Below are 24,344 nucleotides of genomic sequence, written 5' to 3' on the forward strand. Positions count from 1 at the left end.
ACTCCAGGCCTGTCCGTGCATCGCTGCCGCGGCGGCTTCCTTCGGTCCGCGACGATGACGGGGACGCCTTGGCGCAATCGGTCTTGCAGGACAGCGCCATAACGTCGCCGGCGGATCTCGGCCGGCTGGTGCGCGCGGCCCGTAAGCGGCGAGATTTCTCCCAGCAGCAGTTCGCCGATCTCGCCGGGGTCGGCCGGCGCTTCCTGTCGGAGTTGGAGAACGGCAAGCCAACACTCGAACTGGGGAAAGTCCTGAAGGTTGCCGGCGCTGCCGGCATCACGCTGTTTGCCAGGCAAGGCTGAGCTGACGGGTGCGTCAGGCTCCGCCCGGCCAGCCAACGCCGGTCAACTCCCGCGACACGTCCCAAAGCCGGGCGGCGACGGCGGTGTCGCGCGCGTGCCTGCCGATCCTTGCCTCGCCGACCGCGCCTTTCAGTTCGAACAGACCTTGCGGACCGTAATAGCCGCACGGCTTCGCATCGGGCGCGGTCGCGGCGAACAGCGTCGGCAGCGCGCCTGCGGCAGCCGATTGCGAAAGAACCGGCGCGAGCAGCACGCCGAGCCAATCGAAGGGTGAAGACCCGCCGCCGCGCCCCATGCGCGGACCGCTGGTCTGCAGGTCGGTGAGAGCGTAGCCGGGATGAGCCGCATTGCTCAGCAAGCCCCAGCCATTGATGTCGCTGCGGCGCTGCAGTTCGAAGGCGAACAGGATCATGGCGAGCTTGGACTGCGCGTAGGCGGCCCAAGGCCTGTAGCGCTTTTGCCATTGCAGATCGTCGAAATGGATCGCCGCCTGGATGCGGTGGGCGCCGCTGCTGAGATTGACGACGCGCGTCCTGTTGCCCTTGCGCAGCATCGGCAGCAGGCGTCCGGTCAGGGCGAAGTGACCGAGATAGTTGGTGCCGAATTGCAGTTCGAAGCCGTCGGCGGTTTCGTGGCGGGTCGGCGGGGTCATGACGCCGGCATTGTTGACCAGCAGGTCGATGGCCTCCCATTCGCCGGCGAGCTGGCCGGCGAAGGCTTCGACCGAGGCGAGGTCCGCGAGGTCGAGATGGGCATAGCGCACGGCGGCGCCGGGAACCGCGGCCTGGACGCGGCTCAGCGCATCCTTGCCCTTGGCTTCGTTGCGCCCGGTCATCAGCACGTCCGCGCCGGCTTGCGCCAGCGCCAGCGCCGTCTCGTAACCAAGGCCGCCCGTCGCGCCTGTGATCACCACCTTGCGTCCCTGCTGGGGCGGGATGTCGTGGGTGGTCCAGGCGCTCATGAGTGGCCCTCCCGGGACAGGAAGGAAAGGTCGACGCCCTCGATATCGACGGAGGTGCTGACCGGTGCCCATTCCTTCGCCGCCTGCTGGCGCGCGGCTTCTGCCTGGGCAAAGACATGCAAGGCGTCGCTGCCGAGGATCAGGTGAGCGGGCAAGGCATCGCGGCCGGCGAGATCGACGATGACGTCGGCGACCTTTCGCGGGTCGCCGATGGCATTGCCGACATAGGCCTTGAGCATGCCGAGCACCGCGCCGACGGTTGGCTCATAGTCGGGCAGCAAGGCCGGCGCGGCGGCCAGGGCGGTGGCTCCCCAATCGGTGCGCATGCCGCCCGGCTCGACCGAGATGACCTTGACGCCGAAGGGGGCGAGTTCCAGCGCAAGCACTTCAGTGAGGCCGCCCACCGCCCACTTTGCCGCCTGGTAGGCGCCGAGGCCCGGCGTGGCCGTCCGCCCGCCGACCGAGGAAATGTTGATGATATGGCCCGAGCGCTGGGCGCGCATGACCGGGATGGCCGCGCGGGCAAGATTGACGACACCGTAGAGGTTGGTCTCGATCTGTGCCCGGAAATCAGCCTCCCCGGTCTGCTCGAACGGGCTGATATGGCCGAAGCCGGCGTTGTTGACGAGAACGTCGAGGCGTCCGAACGTCTCCAGCGCAAAATCCACCGAGGCCTGCGCGGCGGCGGGGTCGGTGACATCAAGCGCGAAGCCGCGCAGATGCCCGGCGTAGCGCCTTTCGAGATCGGCGAGGCGGGTGACATCGCGCGCCGTCGCCACGACGCTGTTGCCGGCGGCAAGCGCCGCCTCGGTGATATCCAGCCCCAGTCCGCGGGCGCTGCCGGTGATCAGCCAGACTTTCGACATTGTCTTTTCCTTTCGGTGTGTTGGCAAATAAACGAGTGATTAGGCACTCATTCATTCGTGTTGATTTGGTCGCAGATTTGCGGTGGTCATGATCCGTGTGGTGCTGTTTGAGACCCGCCCGGAGCTACTTGGAGATACCGCTCCAGAAAAACGCGAAGCCGGCCTCCTTGTAGTGTTCGCGTTGCCGGGGATCGCGGGCGATGAATTCGAGCGTCGTCTCCGCGAGGGCCTCGAAAATGCCTCCGGCAAAGGCCATCGAGCAGCCCTTCAGCCCGCCGTCGTCGAGGCTTTCCTCGATCATCCTGTTGATGTCGCCGAAGGCCGCGTTGCCCTGCCGCCTGCTCTGCTCGGTGATCCGCTCCGAGACGCTGAGCTGGCGCATCGCCTTGCGCTTCATGGGAAATTTCGCACCCCAGTCGATGAAGTTGTTCCAGACGTGGTGGCTGCGGTCGCGCACGCTGGCCTGCGACGGATATGAAGTCAGCAAGGCGTTGCCGAGGCCGGTCTTGATCTCGAGGTAGAGCTGGTTGAGCAACTCATCCTTGCTGGCGAAGTAATTGAAGAGCGAGCCTTCGGAGAGGCCGGCCTCCCTGGCGATCTTGGCCGTGGCCGCGCCGGTTCCAAGCGTCGCCACCAGCTCGGTGGCCGAGGCCAGGATTGCCTGACGTTTTTCTTCGCTGAGGGGGCGTGCCATGTCCAAGCCATTTGAGTGAGTGGTCACTCATTTATTGACGTGTGTACAAAATGTCAAGCGTGTGGGAGCCATTCGGACCGGCGCCCGTTGGGGAGCAGCGCATTGCCGCCGGCCAAGGTTGCACGCCGGCTCAATATGTCAGACCATGGCCGTTGGCAGGGGAGATGTACCAAGTGGCGAACAATCGTCGGAATGGAATGGCGTCGCAGGGGCTGGACGACATTCTTTCGGCCGCCGCGCCCCACCCGCGAACATCACTGCCAAATGTGGCGACCACCGTCACCACGGTGGCTGCGCTGTATTTCGGGCGCGAGGTTTTCCTGCCGATCGCCATTGCACTGCTGCTGACCTTCGCGCTCGCGCCCTTGGTTTCGGCGCTCAAGCGGGTGGGCATTCCCCGGATCGCCGCTGTCATCGCCAGCGTGCTCGCCGCCTTCGCGGCACTTGCCCTGTTCAGCTTCATCGTCGCCACGCAGGTCAGCGAACTGGCGCAGAACATCCCGGTCTATCAGACCAACATCCTGGCCAAGATCCGCTCGCTCAAGGAAACCGGGGTCGGGGGAGGGATCATTTCGAGATTGAGCGGCGTGGTCGAGCGTGTCGGCCAGGAGATCGACAGGCAGGACGCCACGCTGCCGGCCGCCACGCCCGACAAGCCGCCGCGCGAGCCGGTGCCGGTCGAAATCGTCTCGCGCGAAAGGCCGCTCGAAGTCCTGCAGAACATCGTCGGTCCGCTGATCAGCCCGCTCGGATCGGCCGGGCTGATCATTGTCGTCGTCATCTTCATGCTGCTCGAGCGGGAGGATTTGCGCGACCGCTTCATCAGGCTTGTCGGCTATGGTGACCTTCATCGCACCACCGAGGCGCTTCAGGATGCCGGCAAGCGCGTGGGCCTCTATCTGCTCATGCAATTGGTCGTCAACATCGTCTACGCCATACCGATCGCGATCGGGCTGTGGATCCTCGGCATTCCCAATGCCCTGCTTTGGGGGTTGCTGGCGCTGGCGCTGCGTTTCGTTCCCTATATCGGCCCGGCCATCGGCATGCTTTTGCCGTTGTTCCTGGCGCTGGCCGTGGCGCCCGGCTGGGAGCTCGTGCTGTGGACGGCCGCCTTGTTCGTGGTGATGGAACTGGTCACCGGCAATGTCGTCGAGCCCTGGCTCTACGGTTCGCGAACCGGGCTGTCGCCGCTGGCGATCATCGTGGCGGCGATCTTCTGGACGTGGCTGTGGGGGCCGCTCGGGCTGGTGCTGTCGACGCCGCTCACCGTCTGCCTGGTGGTTCTGGGCAGGCACGTGCCGCAGTTCGAATTCCTCGACGTGCTGTTCGGCAACGAGCCCGTGCTGGAACCTCACGCGCGGCTCTACCAGCGGCTTCTGGCGGGCGATCCGGACGAAGCCACCGATCATGCCGAGGAGATGCTGGAAGAAAAGTATCTGGTCGAGTTCTACGACAAGGTCGCCGTTCCGGCCCTTCTGCTGGGCGAGCGGGACCGTGTGCGCGGCGTCATGGGTGACCTGCAAAGACGGCAAGTGGCGGCCAGCGCCCTGACGCTGGTGGCCAATCTGGAGGACGAGGCGAAAGAGGAAGCGGGTGAGGAGGATGAGCAGGCCGAGGAGGCGGGCGAGCCCGGTGACGCCGCCGATGAGGACGCGGCCGACCTGCCAGACGGCACCGGCCTATCGGTGCTTTGCGCCGGCGGGCGAGGCGAGCTCGACGATGCCGCCGCCGCGATGCTGGCGCAGGTGCTGGAAGTCCAAGGCGCGGCCGCGTCGAAGGCGGGCTTTGCCGACATGGAACCCGCCAGCATCCGCCGTCTTGAGCTCGAAGCCATCGATACGGTCGTGGTCGGCTTCCTCAACCGCGATTCCGTCAAGCATGCCCGCTTCCTGGTTCGCCGGCTGAAGCGGGCGAAGGCAGCACTTCGGGTGGGCGTCGTGTTCTGGTCGGAGACCGGCAACGGCGACAAGGAAGCGACCGCCAGGCTGGCCCAGGACATCGGCGCGGATTTCGTCGCGCATGGCATGGTCGGCGCGGTGACGGGCGCGCTGTCGAAAGAGCCGCCGATTGCGTTGAAGCTCGTCGCCAAACGGCGCCGGCCACGCGCTGCCCCTAGGAAGGTGGCTGCCGCGGCGGCTTAGGGGTGAAGCCAGCCGGATGGTTCAGCTCTGTCATTTCCTGAACGAGGATGCGGAGATGAGTGCACCGGAGGCCGTCGTGTCGTTAAGTCGACGTCCGCCCGACGGACGGAAATGCGGGAATGTCCGCGTTACCTGATTGGAGCCACCATCGGCGGCGGGAGGCGGCTGATCTTGTGGAGTGGCCAAAGGAGGAGAGGGCAAAGGAGGAGCGCGGCAGCGCCAAAATCGAGCGCGACGGCCGCGGTGCCGGCACAAGCAGCAAGTTTGCCACCGATCGCCGGCCCGGCGAGCATGCCGGCATAGTAGACGGTGTAGAACACTCCCATCCCGATCGAGCGCGTCTGCTGATTGAGCACGCGCGTCGGCAAACTCATGATCGCGCCGGCAGGCAAGCCGCACACGATCCCAATGGCTATGATGAGGGGCAGCACCGGTCCGTTTCGCGACAGAAGCAGCATCAGGAATGCAAAGGTGACACAGCCCGCGATGAGGACCGCGCCGCCGTGTTTGGTGCGATCAGCCAGGAAGCCACCCAGGGGGACCGAAAGCGCCGCCAGCCAAAGCACGATGCTGATCGTCGATCCCGCCGACGGATTGGACCAACCGCGTTCAACGAGCATCGACGGACCGAAACTGAAGACCATTGCGAAGCCGACATTGTAAAGGCACCAGATCAGGCCGGCGGCGACGAGAGCGTAAGTTACCCCTGCCGAAATGCCGCGGCGTTCACTTCCACTGAAGGATGGCACCTCTGGCGCGCGATAGATGAAGATCATCAGGCCGATACCGACGACAATCAGGACCGAAACAGCAATGCCGACGGCGGTCGTCCCGAATGTCGTCCCGATTGCAGGCAACAGCATGAGAGCGATGGCGATCCCCGCTGGCCAAGAGTTGATGTAGATGGCCATGGCGGTTGCGATTTCCCGGCCGGCAAACCATTCGGCGACCATCTTTGTCATCAGGACATTCAGCAGAATGCCGCCAGTGCCACCAATCAGTCGACCGCCGATTTGCAGGTTCCAGGACGTCGACGCCGTGGTCAGCATCTCACCCGCCAGCATCATCATGAGACCGGCGAGAACGGTCGCCTTGTCGCCGTAGCGCTCTCCGATGGCCGCGCCAGGCAGAGCCAACGCGATCCCCGGCGCAAGATAGAGACCAATTAGAATGCCGATGTCGGCCAGGTTCACGCCGGCAAGGGGCGCGACGGCGGCAACGCTCTGAAACTGAAACGCCATTGCGGTGCGGGCGACAAACAAGACAGCAAGGATCGTCCAGCGACTGCGCACGGGGTTCCCCACAATTCCTGGCTACGCAGGCCTGATGTTTTGGTTCAACCGGAAGAAATTGGTCGGATCATATTGCTTCTTTATGGCGGCAAGGCGCGCATAGTTCGCGCCATAGGCATCACGCACGCGCTCATCGCCCTCATCCCCGAGATTGTTGGCATAGACACCGCCGGTGGAGAATGGTCGGACCGCATTCCACAGATCGCGTGCCCAGCGCATATTCGCCTCGTCATCGGCAGGATTGTCCCAGATGGCGATCGGGAAGCAGTCGAGGGCGGCGTCGCGGTTGGCATAGGGGGAGTGCGACGCGGGCACGCGAGCGATCGCTCCGCCGACCTGCTGGAAAACCAGCAGGGACGAGTGGTTGGGAGCCCTCGCGTAGGCATCGAGCAGCGCCTCGATCGCGCCATCGCTGATCTCGCGCAGGAACTGCGCCTTCCAGTAATAGCGTCGCCCGCGTGGAAAAAGGCTGTCGCCCGCCGATTGAATCCGAAGATAAGGAATGGGCTGAAGGCGGCTTTCGACAGGGGATCCGAATTTCATAAGCGGTGCGATGACAGGCTCTCCCTCCTCGGGTGGCCCGACATAGCAGGCCGAGATGCTGAAGGCACGATCGCCAGAGGGCAGTGTCACGAGCGCGGCGTCGACGCTCATCTCGTCGGGGGCGTCGCGGGAGAATTTGTCGTAAAACCGCATGGCCTCGCGCGCATGATCGAAGACGTGCAGCACCGAGCCCACGAGAAGGGCCGGGCCGACCGTGTGCAGCCGGTATTCGAACGCCGTCACGATGCCGAAATTGCCGCCGCCGCCGCGCAAGGCCCAGAACAGGTCCGGATGCTCGCCGGCGCTTGTGCGCAGCAATTGTCCGTCGGCCGTGACGATTTCAGCGGCGATCAGGTTGTCGCAACTCAGGCCATGCTTGCGCCCGAGCTTGCCAAAACCGCCACCCAGCGTGAGGCCGGCAATGCCGGTGTCGCTGTTGACGCCCGTGGTCGTCGCGAGGCCGTGCGTTTGTGTGGCCGCGTCGAACTCGCCAAGGTTGACACCGGCTTCGGCCCTTGCGATGCGGCGCTCGGGATCGACAATAATCTTCTTCATGCGAGACAGGTCGATCACTATCCCATCGTTGCAGACCGACAGGCCGGCGACATTATGGCCGCCGCTGCGAACGGCTACGAGCCAACCTTTTGACCTGGCATGGCTCACGGCATGAACGACGTCGTCGGAATTGGCGCAAAAGACGATTGCGCCAGGCCGCTTGTCGATCGCTCCGTTCCAGACCGCGCGCGCCTGATCGTAGCCAACGTCCGTCGGCAATACCACTTCGCCTTGTAAGTGCTGTCGCAGTTGTTCGAATGTCGTGCTCGGAGAATGAGATCGGCCCGACAGCGTATCGGTCTGCCTGGGAATCTCCATCGTTACCGCCCTTGGCTCCAGCGAGACGATCATGGTCTCACAGGGGCCCGATCTTCTGCAAAGGCAAAATTCTTAGCTGGCAGATGAGGGGAATTCATCTAGATTGCCGATGTGAGCAACCGTCCGCCCCTCCGCGCCTTGTGCGCTTTCGAGGCCGTAGCCCGGCACGGCAGCTTCAAGGCCGCCGCCGCGGAACTCGGTGTGACGCCGACGGCGATTAGCCACCAGGTCCGCTTGCTGGAAGAGATATGCGGTTGCAAGCTGTTTCAGCGCAGGCCGCGACCGCTCATGCTGACGGGTGCGGGAGCGCGGCTGTTTCCGATCCTTCGCGACGGCTTTGATCTTCTTGCAGGTTCCCTTGCCGCAGTCGCCGAGCCCGATGCTCAAGCACCATTGCGGGTGACGAGTCCGAATGCCTTCGCGAGCCGATGGCTGGTGCCCCGGCTGCCGAAATGGCGGGAGGCCAACCCGGCGGTGCCGCTGGAGATCATCGGCACGGATGTGGTACTCGACCTGCGCGCCGGCGCCGCGGACGTGGCGATCCGCTATGCGCGTCGCCCGCCTATAGGCTTTGCAGCGCAAGAGGTGTGCCGCGATTCCTTCTTTCCCGTTTGCAGTCCACGATTGCTGGCAAGCGATGGACTGGCGATAGAGCGTGCCGCGGATCTCTTGCGTTATCCCCTGATCCATTTTGACTGGATGAACCGGGATCCGGACGCTCCTACCTGGCGCCGCTGGCTCGCGACGGCCCGTTCAATCGATCCGGACCTCAGTCCCGACAAGGGTTGGGACTTGAGCTTCCGCGAGGAACTGCATGCGATCGACGCGGTTGTCGCCGGGCAAGGCATTGCGATCTGCAGTGACGTCGTGGTTGGCCGTGAACTGGAAAACGGCTCGCTCGTCAAAGCGCATCCATTGTCTCTGCCGGGCTACAGTTTTTATGTCGTATGGATGCATTCCAGTCCGCGGTCCACGATCATAGAGTCTTTCTCGGCGTGGACGAGAACCGTCATATGAGATTGCCGAACATGGATAAGCTGCGCCGGCTTGCCGCCGAGGAACAGCGTTCATCCGATGAAGGGTGCCGAGGTTGGGCGGGCGGCTATGCGTCAATTACGAGAAGGAGGATCGGCACCTTGCTTCGGCAAGCGAGCTTGGAGCCGGAGCAATTACGAAGCCACAACAATCAACTGGTCAGTCTTGTCCCTACGGTCTGATAAATTTCGAATGAATCGAATAGGCTCCTTCTCGTCCGAGGACGGTTCCCTCGTCTCGCAACTGTCCCTCTACCGGTCCAGCATCGCCATGCCGCGCTCGCCATAGCGTGGGCCGGAGATTTTTCCCGGCGCGAGCGCCTCGTCGAGCGCGGCCATTTCGGCGGCGTCGAGCTTCAGCGAGGCGGCGGCGATATTCTCCTCCAGATATTTTCTGCGCTTGGTGCCGGGGATCGGCACGATATCAACCGCGAAATCGCTGCCCTTTTGCAGCAGCCAGGCCAGTGCGACCTGACCCGGCTTGACGGCCCGGGCGGCCGCGACGTCGCGCACCGTGCTCGCCGCCTCGACATTGGCGTCGTAATTCTCGCCCTGGTAGCGCGGGTCGTTGCGGCGGTAGTCGCCTTCGGGATAATCCTCGGCGCGCCTGACGTCGCCGGTGAGAAAGCCACGGCCGAGCGGTGAGAACGGCACCAGGCCGATGCCGAGTTCACCGAGCAGGGGGATGATCTCGGGCTCCAGATTGCGCTCCCACAGCGAGTATTCGCTCTGCACGGCCGAGACGGGATGCACGGCATGGGCGCGGCGAATGTTGGCGCTGCCCGCCTCCGACAGGCCGAAGAAGCGAACCTTGCCCTCGTCGACCAGTTTGCCGACCGCGCCGGCGACATCCTCAATCGGCACCGCCGGGTCTACGCGGTGCTGGTAGAGGAGGTCGATATGGTCGGTGGCGAGCCGGCCGAGCGAGGCTTCCACAGCTTCCCTGATTTGGCCGGGCCGGCTATCGACCCCAACCTGCTTGCCGTCTTCGATGCGGAAACCGAATTTGGTGGCGATGGCGACATGGTCGCGCTTGCCCTTCAGCGCCCGGCCGAGCAGGGCCTCGTTGGCGTACGGGCCATAGACCTCGGCGGTATCCAGGAAGGTGCAGCCAAGTTCAATGGCCCGGTGCAGCGTGGCGATGGACTCGGCCTCGTCCGCCGGACCATAGGACTGGCTCATGCCCATGCAGCCGAGGCCGATAGCCGAGACTTGCAGCCCCTGGCTGCCGAGTTTTCGTGTGGCGAGGGTCATGACTGGGCTTCTCCGGTTGCAAGCTTCCCGGATTATATAGGGCCCTTGTCAGCCCTGTCCCTGGATTACTGCATCGATGCCGGGTGACCGAGATCGAGTGGGGTGATCGCGCACTCCTCGTCATCCTCGACGAGATGGTTTCCAAGCACGACCAAGCCACTGTTCAAGGTGTCGAATTCGATTGCCGCGCCAAGCAGTTGGGCGGCCTGCAGCACCAGGTGCTCAAGGTCCTCGAGGGCGACGTTCTCGACCAGATTCCTCATCCGGACCTGTTCGGCCGTCGCCGAGATATTGACGATCCCAGCCATCTTGAATGCCTTCTGGACGGTTGAATTGACGTCGTCGCGCAAGCGCGTGGAGTAGTCATGCCGCATCGAAACCTCCCAGGGGGAACGGTTTTCTGTTCATATCAGAGCATGCGCCCAGTGTGACGGGATGACAAGTGAAATTCCAGAAAATACATAAATAAATCAGTTAGTTATGATAGTTACAGGAATGCGCATCCGGTGTTTGATACGCATCATGAGCTTGATGCGGGGAGCGCTCACTGGCCGGCCTTGACGCATCTTGAGAACTACCCTAATTATAAGCGAAATGAGTTAGATACTAACTCACCGTATTTTGGTCTTGAGCGGGGAAGGCGCACATGGCTGAACTGGAACGCCCGGAACGACTGCAGATCATGCTCACCGCCGACGAATTGGCGGCCCTGGAAAACTGGCGCTACGACAAGCGCATGCCAAGCCGCTCCGCCGCCGTCCGGGAGCTGTTGCGGCGCGGCCTTGCCTCGGACGGGTTCCTGACGGCCGAACAAGGCGTCAAATCGCAAGACTTCGGCGTCCTTCCCGAGGGCGACGGCAAGGAAACCGATCGGCCTTCGGAGTGAGGGCCGTTTCGGCCATGATGCGCCGCCTGTGCGAATTGCCCGGGGCGAGATTGCCTTGATCAATTTGCGCGCTACCTCATGCAAATGAGCGAGATCGTGGTGGTGACGGCTGACATCGGAACAACCGACCAAAAACAGACCGCAACCGCGGATGCGCGCCTTGCGGCGATCGTCGATTCCTCTTTCGACGCCATCATCAGCAAGGATCTGAACAGCATCGTCACCAGTTGGAACCTGGCGGCCGAACGCATGTTCGGCTACAGCGCCGAGGAAGCGATTGGCCGGTCGATCGTCATGCTCATTCCCGATCACCTCAAGAGCGAGGAAATCGAGATTATCAGCCGGGTTCGCGCCGGCGAGCGGGTGGCGAGCTACGAGACGACGCGAAAGCGCAAGGATGGAGTGCTCATCTCCGTCTCGCTGACGGTTTCGCCGATCAAGAACGCCAATGGCGAGATTGTCGGCGCCTCGAAGATCGCCCGGGACATTTCCGCCGCCAAGGAGAGCGAGCGCAAGATCAGGCTGCTGATGCGAGAGGTCAACCATCGCGTCAAGAACCAGTTCGCGGTCATCCTGTCGATGGTCCGGGAGACGAGCAAGCGCTCGAATGACCCGCACGAGTTCGAGGAACTGATCCGTGCCCGCATCATGGCGCTGTCGCGCTCGCATGATCTGCTTGTCACCTCGGAATGGGCCGGCGCCAGCCTGTTCGACCTGATCCAGGAGCATTTGAAGCCTTTCGGCCGCGAAGAGCAGATCCTGCTCTCCGGCCCGGTGCTGACGCTGCAGTCGAATGCGGTGCAGAATCTCGGCATGGCTTTCCACGAGCTCGGCACGAATTCGTCCAAATATGGCGCGCTGGGCAGCGAGGACGGCCGGGTCGAAGTCACCTGGACCATCGGCTCCGGCACCCACGATGCCGGTGCTTCGGGCGGGCGTGAGTTCCAGCTGCTTTGGAACGAGACATCCACGCCCCGTCCCGACGACAGGCGCGACGAGACCACACGCAAGGGGTTCGGCACCGTCGTCCTGCAGCGGGTGGCGCCGCAATCGCTTGGCGGTTCCGCCGTCCTCGAGCGGTCCGCGGGGCATCTCAGATGGCAGTTGGCCGCGCCATTGGCATCGATCATCGTGCCGCAACCCGGCGCCGAACCCGATGACGACGCCGCGCTCGGCTTCGGCATCTGACGCCCCGTCAAAAGAAGTTGGTGTCGCGCTTATCCGGCGGCGGGCAGCTGGCTGACGGTGATCTCCACTTCGATGGCGGAGCATGCGCGGTGCGCGTGGACAGCGACCGCTGCCTGAGCGGCGTTGCGCCGAGGTGGGGCGGCAGGTTTCTCCGCCGCCCCGGCCTGCCGGTCACCGATGATGCGGGAGATGCCTTTCGGCATCGACTTCTCCAACGGTGAAGCTCTGGAAGCCCGGCATGAGCTGCCATACTGCTGCAAGGCCTATGACCAGATAGGCCAGGCGGGCCAGCATGGCGCCCCCAAGGACCGTGCCGATTACGTCATGGCCGGTCACACCCATGGACAGCCAGTTGAGACCGCCAAGGATTATGAGGGCGAGCGTGACGAGATTCATGATGCGCATAAACGCCTCCTGATGTTGCCTGACAAAAAGACGCCTGCAAAAAAACGCCTGCCGTTTCAGGCGGTTCCATCGATCACGAGATTGTGAATAGCGGCTGCGGTCCGTGAACGGCCGGCCTTCTCGACCAGTCCCTACTCGACCAGTATGTGCGCTTCGCGCGCGGCCTCGACGAAGGCCTCCCTGGCGGTATCGGGGGATACGTCGCCGCTCGTCGCCCGGCGGCAGGCGCGCAGCGCGGACTGATGTTTCAGGCTGCCGGTATCGCGCCAATGGGTCGTGAGCAAGTCGATGGCCTGCTGTGTGTTGGACAGGTTGCGGGTGGCACCGGTGACACCGACGGAAACCACCACGGGTTTGGAAAACCAAGCAGTCTGCATTGGAGCCTCGACGGCGTTGCGGACATTAAACGTCCGCGCCGGTGCAAGGTTGCATCGCCGCCAATCACTGTCGCGTGAGGCTCGGCGGTCCCTGCCGGCGGCGAAGAACCATCCCTGGCCGGCGCCGGCAGCGCAGGGCCTAGAGGATGTTGGTCGTCACCTCGACGATGATCGCGGCGCCATCCAATGTGCCGCCGGGGACATGCACGACGCGCGAGACCCGCAGGTCCTGCGGGCTTCCGTCGACCGACAGCGAAACGCTTTCTCCGATCCTGGGCACCGCCTGGAAAATGGCGTCGGTGGCGTCCGGCCGGTTGTCGATGGATATGCGGCAGTTGACGGTCATGAAATGTCTCCTGTGTCTGGCCATGCCTCGGTCGTCAACGCAGGGTCGATGAAATGGTTTCAGGAGAACCGGTTCCAAAAGCGGAGTTCCTTGACGCAATTCCCTGGAATACCGCCTCACGGTGTCCTGGAATTGCTCCAGCCGGTCGAAGGGCTGGTTCCCGCTCATGGGCTCGAACCACGATTCACGCCTTCAAAGGGCGCTGTCCTACCATTAGACGAAGCGGGAGAAGCTGGAACGGTTATGGCGCGAGTACGGCAAAGCGTCAATTCGGTAAGTTGTTGACCGGCTCTTCGCAGCGGTAAACCGGGCAGTGTCCGTCGCGCGCCGGTATATAGGCCGACATCGGCACTTCGGGCCAGTCGCATTCATTGCCGAACTGCCTGACATAGCGGTCATAGGTGTTCGGGCCGGTGGTCAGCACCACCGCGTGACGGCTCTGGATCATGGCTTGGATCTCGGTGCAGCTCATGGCGCGGCTGTCGGGCCGCGCTTCGGCCAGACCGGTCGCCGCAAGCACGGCGCCCAAGGTCATCAACAAGATTCGAACGCGAGCTGACATCATTGTTTCTCTTCTAACGCGGTTTTGGACGAAAGCCGCTTCACTTTTGCCGGAGGTACCCCGAGCGGGCATCCTTTGTCCCATAGAACTCATTGTCCGTCCCGCCGGTTCCGCGACAGGCTACGCATGGGGCGTGGCGCGGCACGGCCGGCCTCCGGCGCAACCAAATCGCGTGTGGCGCATTGCTGGGAATGGACAGCAGGAAACCTTACGAAACACCGCAGTGGTGGCCCGGAGACGAGGGCCGCGAGGCCATGTGCTGTTCTTTCTGCGGCGGCCGCGACCACCGTTATGAGGAGTGCCCGCAAAGGGCCGACCCGCCCGCTGCCCCGTCAGAGGACGATGCCTGGAAATCTCGCTGATCCCGTCGCGGCCGACAACCGGACATGTCGTCGTTGGCTTTGATCCTGTCACCGCCTTGAGTGCCACCTTTTGCGCCGACAGACGTTGTCCCTGCGAATGGAAGGTCGCCACCGGCGGCCGCGCAGGAGAAGGAGGCCAAGATGAAACCTCTCGCCATCGCGTCCCTGATGCTGGTGTTGGCAGTGCTGCCGGCGGCGGCGCAGACGGCTCCGCAGCAGAACCCGGCCCAGCAGGCGGACAAATGCCGGGTCCAGCCAGAGCAAGGCAAGCAGCCGTCCGGCGACGGCAATCTGACCGAAAAGCTCAATGATTGCGGCGGCGTGCTGAAGCCGCCGGCCACCGGCGACCAGGGCATGGCCGCGCCGGCGCCCGATGAAGGCAATACGCCGGTGATCAAGCCCGGCCAAGTGCCCGCGCAGCCGCCGTCCAAGTAGAAGCGAGACCGGCGGCTTTATTGCCGGGCAACGGAACCTCGCCGACCGGGAAACGTTTCTTTAAAGAATTGGATTTGAAAGGACGGGAGCCTTGAGGGATATCGCCAACACCGCCACATTTATTGCCACGATCGCAATCGTGATCGCCCTGATGCTGATGGCGCCGAAGAGTTTCGGGTTCGAAAGCTCTCATCCTATTGTGGATGGCGACCTGCCTGCCCAATAAAAGACCTGCTCCGCAAAAAAGCAGGCGAGGGCATCGCCTGCTTTTTTGTTGGGCGAAACCGTCTCACACGTTTCCTGGACTGGTTCTAGCGAACCAGAACGCCGGCGTGATCGCACAGTGCGGTGAAGGCTTCCTGCGCCTGTGCCGCGCCGTCCTTGTTTTCCAGCGCCGCCTCCACCTTCTCGCGCGCGGCCTGGTAGAAGGGACCGCGGCTGGCATGCGGCCAGTCGATCAGGATCTCACTGGCGTCCTGAAGGCTCGCCACCTCACGGATCGTGTCCGAGCCGTGCGGCTTGATGCGCATTGGTGTCGACAGCATCACATCGGCCATTGTTTTTCCCGCCACCATTGTTCTCAGCTATTGGAGGATGTGTGCTTCGCGCGCGGCATCGATCATGGCCCGCATCGCCTTTTCCGGCGGTGTCCAGCCATCCAGCGCATCGCGGCAGCTGCGCAATGCCGCCCGGTATCGCCGGCCCTGGCCGGCCGGCCAGTCGCCGAGGCATTCCAGGCCCTCCCAGGCGCTGCGCACCACGCGCTCGTGCTCGGGGGCAAACTTCAGGCGGATCGGTCGGGGAAACATCTTGTCGTTCAACTGAAGTCTCCGTGACGGGTGCATGTGGCCATGCGGTTTGAAGGACCGCGGCATGCATGAGGGGCGCCGGATAACGTCGCTGGCAGGGGAGGGTTCCAGACCCGAAGGATCAATTTTCAATCGCCGGCGACGGCGTCCGACAAAGGTCTCGGCGCCGGCGGACCGGCGTCTTCGGCCTGCGGCCGGTCATGCTCGAATTGCTCGGCGCCGGGCAGGGCGTGCAGCCAGGTCTCGCGGCGGCTGATCCACAATTCATATTCGGGGGCAAGGTCGGTCGGCGCGACGTCGAGGCTGCCAAGCATGACCTCGGCCTCGGTGTCGCCGACCCAAGCCACGCGGCCGCCGCAGGTCGGGCAAAAGCTGCGCGTTCCGTAAGTGGCGACTTCGCCCGATGTCTCGAAGGCATCGCGCGGCCAAATGGCAAAGGCCGAATAGACCGAGCCGCCCGCCTTGCGGCAGTCCTTGCAATGACAGAGGCCGACCCGCGTCGGCTGGCCGGTGACGACGAAATGCACGCCGCCGCACAGGCAGGCGCCGGTCCTGCGTATGGTGTCGGACATGGTCGCGGCCCTCCGTTCTTGCGGCTCGCGGCAGCCGCCCTTTATCCGCGCGCCGCCATATGGTTGTCGAGCTTCTTGCGCGAAGGCCCGTAGCGCTTGATGATGGTCTGGGCTTCGCTCTGCGGGATGCCGTATTTGCGGGCAAACGCGGCAACCTCATAGGTTTCCTCGCTCGAAACCAGCTTGCGGTCCTGTTTGGTCTTGGATTTGTCGTCGGGCATGGCGGGCCTCGCTTTCTGTCAGCCGCATGGTCGCGCGGACATAATACCACGCGATGCCGCGATCAGACATAACAGCGATCGGCGCTGCTGGTTCCATGACGGCGCATCGCCCCGGCAGGAACGGCTTGCAAGCAGTTGTTCAGGCCGGCGAATGGACCGGGCCGGCGTCGCGGTGACCGGTGTCACCGCATTCGACGCAAGGCGCGCTGGCGCCCGGGCAGCCACGATGATGGGTGCCGGCGGGACAGCAAAGGCCGTTGGAGCTTGTCCAGCGCGGGCATTGGAAAACCTGTCCGCTGCCGCCGCAGCCATTACACTCTGCCACCGATAACCCGACCAGAAAGGATCTCGTCCCTAGCCTGACTCGCGCGCCCAATTCTTAACCCACCCAAAACACCGCATCAGACATAGCTGTGCATTAGCCCAAGCTAACGATACCACGATCACGGTTACGAACAAGTTTCGCGATTTTTATGGCGGGGGCCTCGCCCGGGAAGAGCGTTTGAAGCGGGGGGATCGCCTGCCGCCACCGTGGCGGCGGGCGGATGGCTTGTGGGTTTTCGGGTAAAATTCGCGAGGGGTGTCGGAACCGCCCCCGGCCGCACGTCCTTGGGAGCGAAACGGTTTTCAACCCTGGAGAAAGTCATGCCGTCGCAAATCGCTCAATCGCCGTGGCAGACCACGGCCCTTCTCATTGCCCGCCTGATCTTTGCCGCCGTCTTCCTCATGGCGGTGACCTTCAAGTTCATGGGCATGGGCGCCACCGCGGGTTTCATCGCCACCGCCGGCTTTCCCTTCCCGCTGTTCCTTGCCTGGTGCGCGGCGATCCTGGAGGTCGCGCTGGTGCTGTGTTTCCTGAGCGGCGCCTTCTTCACGCAGGCGGCCCTGGTCGCCGCGGCCTATGTGCTGTTCCTGGCCTTCGCCTTCCACGGCCCCAGCCACTGGGCCGGCAACCAGGCCGAGTTCGGCTTCTTCGTCGACCATTTTTCCTTCTTCGCCGGACTGCTGTTCGCGGCGGTGCACGGACCGGGACAGACGCTGGCGCTGAACCTGGGCTGGCCGGGCAGGGCTTGAGGGGAGCGAACCTCACATCTGGTCGTTATATGGCTCCTTCATCTGGCCGACCATGCGGGCCAGTTTCGAGAATGAGGGCATGTCCGCCTCCGGCTGGCATTGATTGGCGAGCTCCAGGAGCCGGATCGGGAAATTGACGGCGTCACGGCTCGACGCCGACATGCCCCCGGACCGCTCCTCGCTGGTCTCGCCGGCCTCGGCCTTGCGCAGGGCGATATCGATCTCCTCCGATGTCAGCACACCTTTGCGCACCAGCACATGGTTGATCGAGGCGACGGCCATCAGCAGGCCTTCGAGTTGCAGGTTGGCGACGTTCATGGCGATTGCTCCCTCTATTCACCGTAGCTGAAACGCGCCAGCCGCGTTTCCGATCCGGAGGCAGGCGAAGCCGCCCCAGATCCTGTCGGCGAACAGCAGGACCAGCAGCACCAGCAGGATCGCTACCGCCATCCCGGCCAGCCGATGAAGGCGCCCGGTACGGTCATCTTCAATCCGGACGACGGGCAGGTCGTCCGCCGCGGGAAACGATCTATTCCTGCGTCAGGCGCTCGCCATATTCGCGCCACAGCGCCTTGACCTCCTGGTTGCCGAGGCGCGGGATCGACGGATCGCCGCATGTGATGGCAACGGCGCCGATGTCGTAGTTGGGATAAGCGCCCGCGACGAAGCGGATCGCTTCGCCAAGCGAGTTCACGCGGATCACCGGATCGGCCTGGCCCTGGCCGGTACTTCGCACCCCGGAAACCGAGGCTGGAGCATGTCGCATCCTGAAAACGGATGCCATGGCTGGTCTGTCCATCGTCCTCTCCCACAAAGGCCGTGACGGGAATCATTCCATGAGCTTCAACTGATGATTCCACAGCTGCGGGCCGAAGAAAAGCCGGCTAGCCAATGCCGGATTTCGGCGATCTGCCGGTGGCCATCCGATTGTCCGGTGAGGGCAGTTGTGCCATGATGTCATCAATGGTGCTGATTTGCGCCGACGACCCGCCGCCGAGGCGGGTTTTGTTTTTCGGCCTCCCGCCGCCGCCGGCTTGTCGAAGCGGCCGCGCTCTGGCATCTTGCCAGTAATGGGAGATGTCTGGCATCTTACCAGTGATGGGAATGGGGTTCTCCCGAAACCGCCAGTGATGGCTGATGACTCCTGCCGCGAAAACCGCGGTGGGAATCTGTCGATTCCGCCGCCATGGCGGGCCGATGTGCTCGTCTCAGAGAGGATCGAGCATGTCTTTTTCGAACTGTCTTCTGGTCATGGCCGGTGGCGCCCTCGGCACGCTGGCGCGCTACCTCGTTTCCACCTGGGCGCTGCCGGTGAGCAGTGAACTGCCCTGGGGAACCATCATCATCAACATCAGCGGCTCGCTGCTGATCGGCTTCTTCGGCACGCTGACGCTGGCCGGCGGGCGCTATCCCGCCTCCGAAAGCCTGCGCCTGTTCGTGATGATCGGCCTGTGCGGCGGCTACACGACCTTTTCGTCGTTCAGCCTGCAGACACTCGACCTGTTGCGCGCCGGCGGCTTCGGCCGGGCGGCACTCAACATCGGCCTCTCAGTACTGCTGTGCGTGGGTGCCGTGGCGCTCGGACACATCATCGCCGCCCGGATCAATGGCGGCGCCACGCAGGTGGCGCAGAGCGTGATCGAGGAGGAGGCTTGAGGCGGCTTTGACTTAGGAATTTTTTCCTTGACCGGGTGAGGGCAGCCAAGCTATCATCTTGTCCATGGTGCTGATTTGCGCCAACGACCCGCCGCCGAGGCGGGTTTTGTGTTTTTGGCACCTTGTCATGTGACAGCGCTGAGGCTGCCGATTTTGAACGCCGGCGGGACAGCGCCCCCCTCTGTCCTGCCGGACATCTCCCCCACAGGTGGGGAGATTGGCTGTTATGCTGGCTTTCGCCAATCGCCTACGCTGCAAGATTGGCGAGGCGCCGAAGCTGCCAATCTCCCCCCAAGTGGGGGAGATGTCCGGCAGGACAGAGGGGGGCGCCGTAGAGCGCGACCTCCGCGAGAAATCCAATGACCCAACGCTACGCCACCATCATCACCGACGATGACGGCCGCGACATCGTCAGCGCAATCGGCGAGTTCGAGCACGCGCCGCCGCAGCCGCGTCTGGGCCGCGTCGAACCGGCCGCGTCCGGCGTACTGATCGGCATGGTGCGGGATGTGGGCGGCGGCTTTGGTTTTCCGCGGTCCGGCATTGGCGGGCATGCCATCGGTCTCGTCTTGGCGCGACTGAAGGCGCAGGCCAGCACGGCAAAACGCGCGGGTGCTGCAAAACCTGCCGCGGTGCCCAAGCCGAAGCGCGCCAAGCGGACGAAGAAGAAAACCGCCCGCTCGAAGAAGCCATCAGGATCGATGCCGAAGGCGGGCGGCGATACCGCTGCGAAGGCGATGGGCCAGGTCGATGGCTGACGAAGCCGACGCCGGGCCGGCGCGCCGCAAGACAAGGCCAGCAAGGCGCAAGCCGGTCCGCGAGACGGCCGCGCCGACGCCTCGTCCGAAGCGGACGAAAAAGACGCTCGGCGACGACTTTCTCGCCGCCGTGCGGGCCGATTTCCGCGCACATGGCGCCGGCGTCATCGCCGAGGTGCGGGCCGACAAGCCGGACCAGTATCTGAAGATCGTGCTGTCGGTGCTGCCCAAGGAATTCGATGTCGCCATCAACCATCTGGATGCCCTGAGCGATGAAGAGATCCGCAGCCGCATCCGCAGCCTCGAAGCCGTCGTCAAGCCGTTCCTCGAAGAACCCGCCGATCGCCGTGAAGACGGAATATCTGGCGCTGCTGGCGGAACTTGACCGCCGCAGACGCAACAACCAGCTGGCGGCGTACAGACCGTATCAGCGCCAGGCCGAATTTCACGCGGCCGGGGCGGTCAACCGCGAAAGGCTGTTCATGGCCGGCAACCAGCTTGGCAAGACCAGGGCCGGCGGCGCGGAATGGGCGATGCACCTGACCGGCCGCTATCCCGCGTGGTGGCAAGGCAAGGTTTTCGACACGCCTGTCCGGCTATGGGCCGCCGGCGTGACCGGCGAGGGCACGCGCGACAACCCGCAGCGCGTGCTGGTCGGGCCGCCGCAACAGCAGGCGGCCTGGGGCACCGGCATGATCCCGGCCGATGCCATTGTCGACACCATCATGGGCCGTGGCGCGCCGGGCGCGCTCGACAGCGTCGTGGTGCGCCATGGCGGCGGCGGCGATGTGCAGGCCGGCGAGAGCGTGCTGTCGTTCAAAAGTTTCGAGAAGGGCCGCGAGAAATGGCAGGGCGAGACGCTGCACGGCGTCTGGTTCGACGAGGAGCCGCCGCTCGACATCTATTCTGAAGGCCTGACCCGCACCAACGCGACCGGCGGGATAACGATCGTCACCTTCACGCCACTGCTTGGGATGTCGGATGTGGTGCTGTTGTTTCTGTCGGCGGGGGAGGTGGAGAAGATGGGGAAGGGGTAACCTTTCAGGACTTGGGTTCCTCGCCCCGCCAGAGGCGGGGGAGAGGTGGCCGCGAAGCGGACGGAGAGGGGGCTTCGCAGGGCGCTGGCTTAACAGGAACCGCTCGCCTCATCTCGCCAGGTCCGCGCCATCCCCCTCTCCGTCTCGGCTTCGCCGCGCCACCTCTCCCGCACTCAGTGGGGGCGAGGAACCCAAGATTTCCGAGGCCACCTCATGTCCCGTCACGTCACCTTCATGACCATCGACGATGCCGCGCATTATTCGGCGCAGGAGCGCGCGGCGATCGTCGCCGCCTATCCCGAACATGAGCGCGAGGCGCGCGCCCGCGGCATTCCGGTGCTGGGCTCGGGCCGCATCTTTCCTGTCGCCGAGGCGCTGATTGTCTGCGAGCCGTTCCGGCTGCCGCGCTATTGGCCGCGCATCGGCGCGCTCGATTTCGGCTGGGACCATCCTTCCGCCGCCGTCGAGCTCGCCTGGGATACGGAGGCCGATGTCGTCTATGTCACCAACGCGAACCCGTGCGCCTGGCGACCACGGCCAGCATTGCCCTTTATGGGCTACAGACCATCGACAGCGTGGCTACCGAAGTGGGCGACCGGGTGCTGGTGAAGAACCAGGCCGATGCCAGCGAGAACGGCATTTATACGGCGAGCGAGGGCCAGTGGTTCCGCGCCGCCGACGCGCGCACCGCGCGCACGATGCAGAAGGGCACGACGGTGCACGTGCAGCAGGGTGCGGCCGGCGGCGGCAACGTCTATGCCTTCCAGACCGACAAGCCCGTAATCGGGACGTCTGCCATCATCTTGGCATTCTATCTGTCCGATGACACTGTCGGTGACGTCAACGCCTCGGCGACAGCTGCAGCGGCATCGGCGACGGCTGCTGCTGGGTCGGCAAGTGCAGCCTCCACCAGCGCGACCAATGCTGCGAACTCGGCATCAGCGGCCAACACCTCCAAGACCAATGCCGCGACCTCTGAGACCAACGCCGCGACCTCGGCCACGAATGCGGCGAACAGCGCGTCGGCGGCGAACACGTCGAAGAACAACGCAGCCACGTCGGAAACGAATGCCGGCAACTCCGCGACTGCTGCGGCTGGCTCGGCAACTGCCGCGTCGGGATCTGCCACCACCGCATCGACGCAGGCCACGAACGCGTCGAACTCGGCGACGGCGGCGGCGGGATCGGCGACGGCGGCGGCCAATACCGTGGCGGCGGTGCCGTACACCTTTTCCACGACCACGACCGATGCAGATCCTGGCAGCGGCATATTCCGGCTGAACAATGCGACCATCGCTTCGGCGACTGCCGCCTATGTCGACAACCAGGACAGCGACGCCGTCAGCCAGACGGGTTTTCTCGATACGTTCGATGACAGCACGAACATCATCAAGGGAAAGCTGACGATCCGGTCAAAGACCTCGGCGGCGGTCAAGTATGTGTTCAACGTGACCGGTTCTGTGGTCGATGGGACGGGCTATCGAAAACTGACGCTTGCTTACGTCAGTGGGTCGGGATCGATTACGAATGGCATGGCCTGCTGGTTGATGTTCGATCGGACCGGTGACAAGGGCGCCGACGGGCTAGGGGCGGGGGATTTTACCGGGCCTGCTTCATCGGCGACGAGCAATCTCGTTGGCTTCAATGACACGACAGGCAAGGCCGGCAAGGATAGTGGTCTTGCCGCAGCGAGCGTCGCCACGGGTCCGGCATCCGCTGTCTCGGGCAACCTGGCAAGCTTCAACGGAACGGGAGGCAAGACGCTGCAGGACAGTGGCGTTGCGGCGTCCAATGTCGCGAAGCTCAACGCCGTCAACGCTTTCACCGCCGGCCAAGGCATCAATACCACCGTGGGCCAGGCCATCGGCGTAACCGGAGGCCCCACCACAGGGGCATCGGGCATCATCATCAACGCTGTCGCCGGGGTTGGCAATGCGGCGTTTATGTCGTTCAACCGGAACGGATCTTACGCGGCCCACCTCGGCATCGACACGGACAACGTGTGGAAGGTCGGCGGCTGGTCGATGGGCGGCAGCGCCTACAAGCTTCTGCACGAGGGTTTGGCCACGGGTACGTTCACGGGCGCTTACAGTTGGTCCGGGGCTCAGACGTACACAGGTCTTTCCACGATCGCGGGTGTGGTCTCGGCGGGTGTGTCCGATGGAACCATTGCCTCGGGCACCTACACCCCGAACCCGACCACCAGTAATTTTCGCACCGTCACTTTCAATGGGGCACTGACCTTGGCGGCGCCGTCTCTTGCCGGCGCGTACAACATGGAGATCGATATCACAAACGGGGCCTCGGCCGGGGCTATCACGTGGTCGGGGTTTGTGTCCGGGTTCCCCAAGGGGGATGCCTACGTCACCACCAGCGGGGCCAAGTTCAAGCTCCACATTTCCAAGACTGCTGCAGGTGTTACCGCTGTTCTGGAGGCCCTCCAGTGAGCCTCATCATGCCAGGATACATTCAGAGGGACCCAGACTATTACGTCACGGATTTCTCTGAATACACAGTGGGGGCGGCTCCCCCGGACTGGACATCGCGCCAGGTCGCAGGAGATTTTTCTGTCGCCGTGCAGTCTGTTGCCGGGTCGCTCAGCGGCAAAGCCCTTCGCTGGACCAAGACTGTCGCGAGCCGCCATGGCCTGTCCTGGGACAAGGTGCCTCCCGGCCCGGATGTCGAGGTACTTGTCCGCACGAGAATGATCGAGGCCGGTCTGAACGGCCAGATCTTGATGTGCCCCTGGGTCAGGGGCTCTGGCGGTGCGGGTACCGAGACTGGATACCGCTTCACCACAGGTGTCACGACTACCGGCTCGCTCTACTACCATCAGCCGTTCTCATTTGTATCGGGTACAGCTACAGCGTTCTCTACAGTCGTATCCCCAGCAGGCGGGACGCTGACAACCAATGCCTGGTACTGGATAAGAGCCCGGGCAATCGGGAACAGCTTCTCGCTGAAGGCTTGGCTTGCTGTCAACTCCGAGCCAGTCTCGTGGGACAGCACCGCAACGAACTCGGCCATCAGTGCTGGTGGCTGGATTGGTCTTCACGACTCCAGCTCAAATCCAGACATGGAAGTTGACTTCTACTCAGCTGCCCTCAACGGCAAAACCGCGCCATCTGTCAGGAGATAAAAATGCTTGCACTCATCAAAAACGGGGCTGTCAAAGATGTGGTTGCCGAAGGAGGTGGTTCACCTGTGAGGTCACAATCCGCACGACTGTCTCTGTCGAAGGGCCGCCCGACAATGACGGGAACCCAACCTGGATCGATAGCACCGAGGAGAGGACGGAAGTGGCATACACGAGTCCCGCCGTCGATGGATGGCAGGGGCATGGCTACAAGCTGATGACCATTGCCGACGCTGTGCCAGGCCCGGTCGGCAAAGTGATCGTCGATACGCAGGTCTGGTTGATCGAGGGCATTCCAACCTACGTCAACACCTATGAGGACGCGCCGCCCCCTATCGGCCCGCGGCGCGCGATGGTCGCCAAATCGACCGTGATGCAACGCCTGATCGACATCGACAAGATGGACCAGGCCTATTCCATGCTGACAGCGCAACCGAAGTTTTTCGCGCGATGGTTCGCGCCCGATCATCCCTCGGTCTACTGCGACGATCCCGACGCCATGGCGTTCGTCACGGCCCTCGATCTCGACCCGGCCACGGTGCTTGCGGCTGAATAACCGC

Annotated in this window: 34 protein-coding genes, 1 tRNA gene and 1 riboswitch; of the genes, 16 read left to right on the forward strand and 19 right to left on the reverse strand. The window is 63.7% G+C overall.

What is annotated here, in order from left to right; genetic code table 11:
• Nucleotides 1-68 precede the first annotated feature (68 nt).
• A complete protein-coding gene (locus AC07UC_RS16700; protein WP_494906777.1) occupies nt 69-302 on the forward strand; it encodes a helix-turn-helix transcriptional regulator in 234 nt (77 codons plus the stop codon).
• Nucleotides 303-315: 13 nt separating this feature from the next.
• On the opposite strand, the gene AC07UC_RS16705 is transcribed toward AC07UC_RS16700, so the two are convergent.
• From AC07UC_RS16705 to AC07UC_RS16715, 3 genes are all read right to left on the reverse strand, one after another.
• Entirely contained in the window at nt 316-1,263 is a 948-nt protein-coding gene (locus AC07UC_RS16705) for an oxidoreductase (protein WP_494906778.1), read from the reverse strand.
• A complete protein-coding gene (locus AC07UC_RS16710) occupies nt 1,260-2,129 on the reverse strand; it encodes an SDR family NAD(P)-dependent oxidoreductase (protein ID WP_494906779.1) in 870 nt (289 codons plus the stop codon). Before AC07UC_RS16710 ends, AC07UC_RS16705 begins: the two co-directional genes overlap by 4 nt.
• A 124-nt stretch (nt 2,130-2,253) precedes the next feature.
• Entirely contained in the window at nt 2,254-2,823 is a 570-nt protein-coding gene (locus AC07UC_RS16715; RefSeq protein WP_494906780.1) for a TetR/AcrR family transcriptional regulator, read from the reverse strand.
• A gap of 173 nt (nt 2,824-2,996) precedes the next feature.
• Here AC07UC_RS16715 and AC07UC_RS16720 point away from each other — a divergent pair, with 173 nt between their 5' ends.
• Nucleotides 2,997-4,964, forward strand: coding sequence for an AI-2E family transporter (locus AC07UC_RS16720; protein WP_494906781.1), 1,968 nt, complete (start codon nt 2,997-2,999; stop codon nt 4,962-4,964).
• A 128-nt stretch (nt 4,965-5,092) separates the two neighbouring features.
• Here AC07UC_RS16720 and AC07UC_RS16725 read toward each other — a convergent pair whose 3' ends face one another.
• Nucleotides 5,093-6,256, reverse strand: coding sequence for an MFS transporter (locus tag AC07UC_RS16725; protein ID WP_494906782.1), 1,164 nt, complete (start codon nt 6,254-6,256; stop codon nt 5,093-5,095).
• 21 nt (nt 6,257-6,277) lie between these two features.
• Nucleotides 6,278-7,579 carry an FAD-binding oxidoreductase gene (locus AC07UC_RS16730; RefSeq protein WP_494908950.1) on the reverse strand — a complete coding sequence of 434 codons (1,302 nt, stop codon included), beginning with the start codon at nt 7,577-7,579 and terminating at the stop codon, nt 6,278-6,280.
• Nucleotides 7,580-7,783: 204 nt separating this feature from the next.
• Here AC07UC_RS16730 and AC07UC_RS16735 point away from each other — a divergent pair, with 204 nt between their 5' ends.
• Nucleotides 7,784-8,689: a LysR substrate-binding domain-containing protein gene (locus tag AC07UC_RS16735; RefSeq protein WP_494906783.1), complete on the forward strand. Its 906-nt coding sequence runs from the start codon at nt 7,784-7,786 to the stop codon at nt 8,687-8,689.
• Between the two features lie 269 nt (nt 8,690-8,958).
• Here the strand turns inward: AC07UC_RS16735 and AC07UC_RS16740 are convergent, their stop codons facing one another.
• Together AC07UC_RS16740 and AC07UC_RS16745 are read right to left on the reverse strand one after the other, a co-directional pair.
• The gene (locus AC07UC_RS16740; protein ID WP_494906784.1) at nt 8,959-9,960 is read right to left on the reverse strand and encodes an aldo/keto reductase; all 1,002 of its coding nucleotides are present in this window, start codon (nt 9,958-9,960) and stop codon (nt 8,959-8,961) included.
• 65 nt (nt 9,961-10,025) lie between these two features.
• Nucleotides 10,026-10,334 carry a hypothetical protein gene (locus AC07UC_RS16745; RefSeq protein ID WP_140771297.1) on the reverse strand — a complete coding sequence of 103 codons (309 nt, stop codon included), beginning with the start codon at nt 10,332-10,334 and terminating at the stop codon, nt 10,026-10,028.
• A 272-nt stretch (nt 10,335-10,606) separates the two neighbouring features.
• On the opposite strand from AC07UC_RS16745, the gene AC07UC_RS16750 reads away from it, so the two are divergent.
• Together AC07UC_RS16750 and AC07UC_RS16755 are read left to right on the forward strand one after the other, a co-directional pair.
• The gene (locus AC07UC_RS16750) at nt 10,607-10,846 is read left to right on the forward strand and encodes a hypothetical protein (RefSeq protein WP_140771299.1); all 240 of its coding nucleotides are present in this window, start codon (nt 10,607-10,609) and stop codon (nt 10,844-10,846) included.
• Between the two features lie 84 nt (nt 10,847-10,930).
• Nucleotides 10,931-12,034: a sensor histidine kinase gene (locus AC07UC_RS16755; protein WP_494906785.1), complete on the forward strand. Its 1,104-nt coding sequence runs from the start codon at nt 10,931-10,933 to the stop codon at nt 12,032-12,034.
• Between the two features lie 29 nt (nt 12,035-12,063).
• Here AC07UC_RS16755 and AC07UC_RS16760 read toward each other — a convergent pair whose 3' ends face one another.
• From AC07UC_RS16760 to AC07UC_RS16785, 6 genes are all read right to left on the reverse strand, one after another.
• Nucleotides 12,064-12,237: a hypothetical protein gene (locus AC07UC_RS16760; protein ID WP_181179761.1), complete on the reverse strand. Its 174-nt coding sequence runs from the start codon at nt 12,235-12,237 to the stop codon at nt 12,064-12,066.
• The gene (locus AC07UC_RS16765) at nt 12,206-12,439 is read right to left on the reverse strand and encodes a DUF378 domain-containing protein (RefSeq protein WP_140771303.1); all 234 of its coding nucleotides are present in this window, start codon (nt 12,437-12,439) and stop codon (nt 12,206-12,208) included. Before AC07UC_RS16765 ends, AC07UC_RS16760 begins: the two co-directional genes overlap by 32 nt.
• Before the next feature lie 131 nt (nt 12,440-12,570).
• On the reverse strand, nt 12,571-12,816 hold the full coding sequence (locus AC07UC_RS16770) for a DUF982 domain-containing protein (protein WP_202326839.1): 246 nt from the start codon (nt 12,814-12,816) through the stop codon (nt 12,571-12,573).
• A 139-nt stretch (nt 12,817-12,955) separates the two neighbouring features.
• Nucleotides 12,956-13,162 (reverse strand): hypothetical protein, encoded by a 207-nt coding sequence (locus AC07UC_RS16775; RefSeq protein WP_140771307.1) that lies wholly within the window; start codon nt 13,160-13,162, stop codon nt 12,956-12,958.
• Nucleotides 13,163-13,316: 154 nt separating this feature from the next.
• Nucleotides 13,317-13,390: transfer RNA gene (locus AC07UC_RS16780), tRNA-Gln, on the reverse strand.
• 37 nt (nt 13,391-13,427) lie between these two features.
• Nucleotides 13,428-13,697 (reverse strand): hypothetical protein, encoded by a 270-nt coding sequence (locus tag AC07UC_RS16785; RefSeq protein WP_202327326.1) that lies wholly within the window; start codon nt 13,695-13,697, stop codon nt 13,428-13,430.
• A 530-nt stretch (nt 13,698-14,227) separates the two neighbouring features.
• Between AC07UC_RS16785 and AC07UC_RS16790 the strand changes: the two genes are divergently transcribed.
• Together AC07UC_RS16790 and AC07UC_RS16795 are read left to right on the forward strand one after the other, a co-directional pair.
• The gene (locus AC07UC_RS16790) at nt 14,228-14,521 is read left to right on the forward strand and encodes a hypothetical protein (RefSeq protein WP_140771311.1); all 294 of its coding nucleotides are present in this window, start codon (nt 14,228-14,230) and stop codon (nt 14,519-14,521) included.
• Between the two features lie 91 nt (nt 14,522-14,612).
• Nucleotides 14,613-14,747: a hypothetical protein gene (locus tag AC07UC_RS16795; RefSeq protein ID WP_281406815.1), complete on the forward strand. Its 135-nt coding sequence runs from the start codon at nt 14,613-14,615 to the stop codon at nt 14,745-14,747.
• 85 nt (nt 14,748-14,832) lie between these two features.
• Here the strand turns inward: AC07UC_RS16795 and AC07UC_RS16800 are convergent, their stop codons facing one another.
• The 4 genes from AC07UC_RS16800 to AC07UC_RS16815 all read right to left on the reverse strand — a co-directional run bounded on the left by AC07UC_RS16800 (nt 14,833) and on the right by AC07UC_RS16815 (nt 16,123).
• Complete coding sequence (locus AC07UC_RS16800) at nt 14,833-15,078, reverse strand: DUF982 domain-containing protein (RefSeq protein ID WP_140771313.1); 246 nt, start codon at nt 15,076-15,078, stop codon at nt 14,833-14,835.
• 27 nt (nt 15,079-15,105) lie between these two features.
• The gene (locus AC07UC_RS16805) at nt 15,106-15,342 is read right to left on the reverse strand and encodes a DUF982 domain-containing protein (protein ID WP_140771315.1); all 237 of its coding nucleotides are present in this window, start codon (nt 15,340-15,342) and stop codon (nt 15,106-15,108) included.
• A 116-nt stretch (nt 15,343-15,458) separates the two neighbouring features.
• On the reverse strand, nt 15,459-15,902 hold the full coding sequence (locus tag AC07UC_RS16810) for a GFA family protein (protein WP_494906786.1): 444 nt from the start codon (nt 15,900-15,902) through the stop codon (nt 15,459-15,461).
• 41 nt (nt 15,903-15,943) lie between these two features.
• Entirely contained in the window at nt 15,944-16,123 is a 180-nt protein-coding gene (locus tag AC07UC_RS16815) for a DUF3606 domain-containing protein (protein WP_015317039.1), read from the reverse strand.
• 645 nt (nt 16,124-16,768) lie between these two features.
• Here AC07UC_RS16815 and AC07UC_RS16820 point away from each other — a divergent pair.
• Nucleotides 16,769-17,197: a DoxX family protein gene (locus tag AC07UC_RS16820; RefSeq protein ID WP_494906787.1), complete on the forward strand. Its 429-nt coding sequence runs from the start codon at nt 16,769-16,771 to the stop codon at nt 17,195-17,197.
• Between the two features lie 12 nt (nt 17,198-17,209).
• On the opposite strand, the gene AC07UC_RS16825 is transcribed toward AC07UC_RS16820, so the two are convergent.
• Together AC07UC_RS16825 and AC07UC_RS16830 are read right to left on the reverse strand one after the other, a co-directional pair.
• Complete coding sequence (locus tag AC07UC_RS16825; protein ID WP_056571591.1) at nt 17,210-17,515, reverse strand: hypothetical protein; 306 nt, start codon at nt 17,513-17,515, stop codon at nt 17,210-17,212.
• A gap of 211 nt (nt 17,516-17,726) precedes the next feature.
• Entirely contained in the window at nt 17,727-17,996 is a 270-nt protein-coding gene (locus tag AC07UC_RS16830) for a hypothetical protein (RefSeq protein ID WP_494906788.1), read from the reverse strand.
• A gap of 292 nt (nt 17,997-18,288) precedes the next feature.
• Nucleotides 18,289-18,351: riboswitch (Fluoride riboswitch) on the forward strand.
• A 70-nt stretch (nt 18,352-18,421) separates the two neighbouring features.
• Between AC07UC_RS16830 and crcB the strand changes: the two genes are divergently transcribed.
• From crcB to AC07UC_RS16870, 8 genes are all read left to right on the forward strand, one after another.
• A complete protein-coding gene (crcB, locus tag AC07UC_RS16835) occupies nt 18,422-18,853 on the forward strand; it encodes a fluoride efflux transporter CrcB (protein ID WP_140771322.1) in 432 nt (143 codons plus the stop codon).
• A 359-nt stretch (nt 18,854-19,212) separates the two neighbouring features.
• Nucleotides 19,213-19,611 carry a hypothetical protein gene (locus AC07UC_RS16840; protein ID WP_494906789.1) on the forward strand — a complete coding sequence of 133 codons (399 nt, stop codon included), beginning with the start codon at nt 19,213-19,215 and terminating at the stop codon, nt 19,609-19,611.
• Complete coding sequence (locus tag AC07UC_RS16845) at nt 19,604-19,996, forward strand: hypothetical protein (protein ID WP_494906790.1); 393 nt, start codon at nt 19,604-19,606, stop codon at nt 19,994-19,996. Before AC07UC_RS16840 ends, AC07UC_RS16845 begins: the two co-directional genes overlap by 8 nt.
• A complete protein-coding gene (locus AC07UC_RS16850) occupies nt 19,959-20,648 on the forward strand; it encodes a terminase large subunit domain-containing protein (protein ID WP_494906791.1) in 690 nt (229 codons plus the stop codon). The genes AC07UC_RS16845 and AC07UC_RS16850 overlap by 38 nt, the downstream gene beginning before the upstream one ends.
• A 129-nt stretch (nt 20,649-20,777) precedes the next feature.
• The gene (locus tag AC07UC_RS16855) at nt 20,778-21,257 is read left to right on the forward strand and encodes a terminase large subunit domain-containing protein (RefSeq protein WP_494908951.1); all 480 of its coding nucleotides are present in this window, start codon (nt 20,778-20,780) and stop codon (nt 21,255-21,257) included.
• Nucleotides 21,167-23,095 carry a hypothetical protein gene (locus AC07UC_RS16860; protein WP_494906792.1) on the forward strand — a complete coding sequence of 643 codons (1,929 nt, stop codon included), beginning with the start codon at nt 21,167-21,169 and terminating at the stop codon, nt 23,093-23,095. The genes AC07UC_RS16855 and AC07UC_RS16860 overlap by 91 nt, the downstream gene beginning before the upstream one ends.
• Nucleotides 23,092-23,787, forward strand: coding sequence for a hypothetical protein (locus tag AC07UC_RS16865; RefSeq protein ID WP_494906793.1), 696 nt, complete (start codon nt 23,092-23,094; stop codon nt 23,785-23,787). The genes AC07UC_RS16860 and AC07UC_RS16865 overlap by 4 nt, the downstream gene beginning before the upstream one ends.
• Nucleotides 23,788-23,947: 160 nt before the next feature.
• Nucleotides 23,948-24,340, forward strand: coding sequence for a hypothetical protein (locus AC07UC_RS16870; RefSeq protein WP_494906794.1), 393 nt, complete (start codon nt 23,948-23,950; stop codon nt 24,338-24,340).
• Nucleotides 24,341-24,344: the final 4 nt, after the last annotated feature.

It is taken from the genome of Mesorhizobium sp. GW821-FHT04C10 (genome assembly GCF_059420305.1).